The sequence below is a fragment of the Cellulomonas septica genome (genome assembly GCF_012396155.1).
GTDB classification, from domain to species: domain Bacteria; phylum Actinomycetota; class Actinomycetes; order Actinomycetales; family Cellulomonadaceae; genus Cellulomonas; species Cellulomonas septica.
Window position 1 is genome coordinate 1 of sequence record NZ_JAAXOY010000314.1, and the last position, 4,142, is coordinate 4,142.

Annotated in this window: 4 protein-coding genes and 1 pseudogene; 2 read left to right on the top strand and 3 right to left on the bottom strand. The window is 73.7% G+C overall.

The features are described 5' to 3' along the window. Positions 1–286, bottom strand: a pseudogene (locus HGA02_RS12260) (type II secretion system F family protein); the annotation flags it as partial. Between the two features lie 168 nt (positions 287–454). Next, complete coding sequence (locus HGA02_RS12265; protein ID WP_168679244.1) at positions 455–1,681, bottom strand: ATPase, T2SS/T4P/T4SS family; 1,227 nt, start codon at positions 1,679–1,681, stop codon at positions 455–457. Between the two features lie 119 nt (positions 1,682–1,800). Between HGA02_RS12265 and HGA02_RS12270 the strand changes: the two genes are divergently transcribed. Continuing rightward, positions 1,801–2,568 carry a glycoside hydrolase family 16 protein gene (locus tag HGA02_RS12270; RefSeq protein ID WP_168679245.1) on the top strand — a complete coding sequence of 256 codons (768 nt, stop codon included), beginning with the start codon at positions 1,801–1,803 and terminating at the stop codon, positions 2,566–2,568. A gap of 27 nt (positions 2,569–2,595) precedes the next feature. Here HGA02_RS12270 and HGA02_RS12275 read toward each other — a convergent pair whose 3' ends face one another. Then, positions 2,596–3,420 (bottom strand): alpha/beta fold hydrolase, encoded by an 825-nt coding sequence (locus tag HGA02_RS12275; protein WP_168679246.1) that lies wholly within the window; start codon positions 3,418–3,420, stop codon positions 2,596–2,598. A 188-nt stretch (positions 3,421–3,608) separates the two neighbouring features. On the opposite strand from HGA02_RS12275, the gene HGA02_RS12280 reads away from it, so the two are divergent. Continuing rightward, positions 3,609–4,142: alcohol dehydrogenase catalytic domain-containing protein (locus HGA02_RS12280; protein ID WP_168679247.1), on the top strand; the 534-nt coding region annotated here is incomplete at its 3' end.

A 4,142-nucleotide genomic window follows, 5' to 3' on the forward strand; every position in this document is an offset into this window, starting at 1 on the left:
GCACCACGGCCGACGGCGCGAGGGCGAGGAACACCCCGAGGCACAGCGCCATCGACGGCACGCGGGTCAGGGCGAGGCCGAGCAGCAGGCCGACGACGCCGACGCCGCCGCTGGTGAGCACGAGACCGGTCGGGGTCACGCCCGGCATGCCCGCCTGGACGAGCGCGTCCTGCGTGCGGACGCTCCACCCGTCGAGGCGGGACGCGGCACCCGGGGTGGGCGCCCAGCACGACCACCAGATGCACGCCAGGCCCGCCCCCAGCAGGAGCCCGACCACCACACCCATCGCGCGTCACCCGACCCCGGGGTCCGACGTCCGGACCTCGGCGAGGGCGGCGGACGACGACGTGTCACGTCCCGTCGTCACACGACCCCCTGCCCGATTGGTCCGATTCGCGGCGAACCTAGGGCACCGCGTCCTCGCGTCGCCGAGCGCGTCCACAGGGCAGACGCCTCAGCCGCGGGCGCGCAGCAGCGCGGCCAGGTCGACGCCGAGCCGCGCGAACCGCTCGGGGTGCGGCGGGAAGCCGTCGGCGCGCACGAGGTGCCCGCCGCGGGACGTGAAGACGTCGGCGGTCTCGACGACGCCCTGCTCGACGCGCCCCGGGACGGCGACGACCTCGCGCACCCCACGACGACCGGCACCGTCGAGGTCGAGGTGGACGACCAGGTCGACGGCCGACGCGACGGTCGGCACGACGAACCGGTCGGACACGTTCTCCCCCGCGAGCAGCGGCAGCGTGCACAGCTTCACGAGCGCCTCGCGCGCCGAGTTGGCGTGGATCGTGCACATGGCCGGCACGCCCGCGTTGAGCGCGATGAGCAGGTCGAGCGCCTCGGCCTCGCGCACCTCCCCCACGATCAGGCGGCTCGGCCGCATGCGCAGCGCCTCCTTGACGAGGCGCCGCAGCGGGATCTCGCCGGTCCCCTCGAGGCTGGGCTGGCGGCACTGCATCGCCACCCAGTCGCGCGCGGCGAGCCGCAGCTCGAAGACCTCCTCGCACGTCACGACGCGCTCGCGCGCGGGGATGGCACCGGCGAGGGCGTTGAGCATCGTCGTCTTGCCGGCCTGCGTCGCGCCCGACACGAGCACGTTGAGCCCCGCGCGCACCGACGCGTGCAGGAACGCGGCGGCGTGCGGCGTCAGCGACCCGAGCCCGACGAGGTCGTCGAGCGTGCCCGCCCGGACGACGTGCTTGCGGATGTTGACCGCCCAGTGCCGCCGCGTGACGTCGGGGATCACGGCGTGCAGCCGCTCCCCGCCGGGCAGCGACGCGTCGACGAACGGGCTCGACAGGTCGAGGCGGCGGCCGGACACCTTGAGCATCTGCTCCACGAGGTCCCGGACCTGGCCGTCGGTGAGGATCGTCGTGGTCAGCTCGGGCTCGCCGCGCCGTGCGACGAACACCTGCGTCGGCGAGTTGACCCAGATCTCCTCGACCTCCGGGTCGTCGAGGTACTTCTGCAGCGGCCCGAGCCCGGCGACCGCGTCGACGACCGCCTTGTGCGCCGCGGCGGCGTCGGCGAGCGGTGGGACGGCCCCGCGCAGCGACCGCTCGTCGTAGTCCGCGATGGCGTCCGCGACGAGGGTCGCGACACCGCTCGGGTCGCGCACGGGGTCGATCCCGCGCCGACGCACGAGCTCGCGGACCTCGCGCTCGAGGATCACCACACCGTCCACGCCGCACCCCTGCCCGATTCGTCCGTTCTCGGCCGGGTCAGACGGTAGGGCACCGACGCGCTGCCGCGGGCGCGTCGTCCACAGGTGACGACCGCACACGACGACGCGACAATCTCGCCATGCCGGCCGCACGGACCACGTTCGACGACGACTTCGACGGCGACGACCTCGACCGGACGGTGTGGTCGCCGTACTACCTGCCGGCGTGGAGCTCACGCGCGCAGAGCGCCGCGACGCACGAGGTGCGCCACTCGACGCTCCGCCTGAGCATCCCGCGCGACCAGCCGCTGTGGTGCGCGGGCGATCACGAGCCGCCGCTGCGCGTCTCCGCCGTGCAGTCCGCGAACCGTTCAGGCCCCGTCGGCAGCACCGACGGGCAGCAGCCGTACCGCGACGGCCTCGTCGTGCGCGAGCAGCAGGACGAGCTGCTCGGCTGGACGCCCGGCCCCGGGTACGTCGAGATGCGCGCGCGGGCCGTGCTGTCGCCGCGGTCGATGGTGTCGCTGTGGATGGTCGGGCTCGAGGACGTCCCGGAGCGGTGCGCCGAGATCTGCGTCATGGAGGTCTTCGGCGACGCGGTCGTCCCCGGCGAGTCCGCCGCGGTCGGCATGGGGCTGCACGCGTTCCGCGACCCCGGGGTCCGCGAGGACTTCGCCGCGCCGCGGCTCGCGATCGACGTCGCGCAGCCCCACACGTACGCGGTCCGGTGGACGGACGAGCACGCGATCTTCAGCGTCGACGGCACGGTCGTGCGCCGGTGCGACGGTCCGCCGGCCTACCCGCTGCAGCTCATGATCGGCGTGTTCGACTTCCCCGACCGCGCGACGCCCGACGACGACACCGTGCCGGAGCTAGTCGTCGACCACGTGCGCGGGTGGTCCGGCTGACGCGGACCACCCGCGCGCGGAGCCCGCTCAGGAGCGGATGAACTCGAGGATGTCCGCGTTGATGACGTCGGCGTGCGTCGTCGGCATGCCGTGCGGGAAGCCCTCGTACGTCTTGAGCGTGCCGTTCTGCACGAGCTCCGCGCTCAGCGGCCCGGAGTTCGCGTAGGGGACGATCTGGTCGTCGTCGCCGTGCTGGACCAGGACGGGCACGGTGATCGTCTTGAGGTCGTCGGTGAAGTCGGTCTGCGAGAAGGCGACGATCCCGTCGTAGTGCGCCTTGGCGCTGCCCTGCATGCCCTGCCGCCACCAGTTGGCGATGACCGCCTCCGACGGCTCCACGCCGGGCCGGTTGTAGCCGTAGAACGGGCCTGACGGCAGCGCGCGGTAGAAGTCGGAGCGGTGCGCCGCGACCTCGGCCTGGAGCCCGTCGAAGACGGCCTTCGGCAGCCCGCCGGGGTTGCTGTCGGTCTGCACCATGAGCGGCGGGACGGCCGCGATGAGGACGGCCTTGGCGACGCGGCTCTCGCCGTGCCGGGCGAGGTATCGGACGACCTCGCCGCCGCCGGTCGAGTGGCCGATGTGCACCGCGTCGTGCAGGTCGAGGTGCGCGGTGAGCGCCGCGAGGTCGTCGGCGTAGTGGTCCATGTCGTGCCCGTCGGCGACCTGCGAGGACCGGCCGTGGCCGCGGCGGTCATGCGCGATCACGCGGTAGCCCTCGTTCAGGAAGAACAGGAGCTGCGTGTCCCAGTCGTCGGCCGACAGCGGCCAGCCGTGGCTGAACACGATCGGCTGCCCCGAGCCCCAGTCCTTGTAGAAGATCTCGACGCCGTCGGTCGTCGTGATGGTGCCCATCCGTGCCTCCCCCGATTCGTCCGGAATGACCTGGCCAGCATCGCCGCAGGTGGCGTCCGCGCGATAGGGGTCTGACGTGAAATCTGGTCGACGGTCCGGCTCCGCCGTCGCTGCCGCATCCGGTACGGTACATACCGTCCAGTCGGTTTTCCGCGACGACCCGTGGCCCGGACGACGGAGGGGTGCCCGTGCAGATCGTCGGTGCGGTCCTCGAGCGGTCGGGCGCGCCCGCGCCGTTCGCGACGTCGCGCCCGTTCAGCGTCGGCCCCATCGACCTCGACCCGCCCGGACCCGGCGAGGTCCTCGTCCGCATCGAGGCGGCCGGCCTGTGCCACTCCGACCTCTCCGTCGTCGACGGCAGCCGCGTGCGACCCACCCCGATGCTGCTCGGTCACGAGGCGGCGGGCGTCGTCGAGGTCCGGGGCGACGGCGTGGACGACCTGCGGGAGGGTGATCGCGTGGTGCTCACGTTCCTCCCCCGGTGCGGCGCGTGCCCCGAGTGCGCCACCGACGGCCGCCTGCCGTGCCGCGTCGGGACCGCGGCCAACGTCGCCGGGGCCCTCGTCGGCGGCGGGACCCGCCTGCACCGCGGGACGCAGGACGTGCACCACCACCTGGGCGTGTCGGCGTTCGCGACGCATGCGGTCGTCGACCGCACGTCGGTCGTCCGCGTCGACCCCGACGTGCCGCCCGACGTCGCGGCGCTGCTCGGGTGCGCGGTG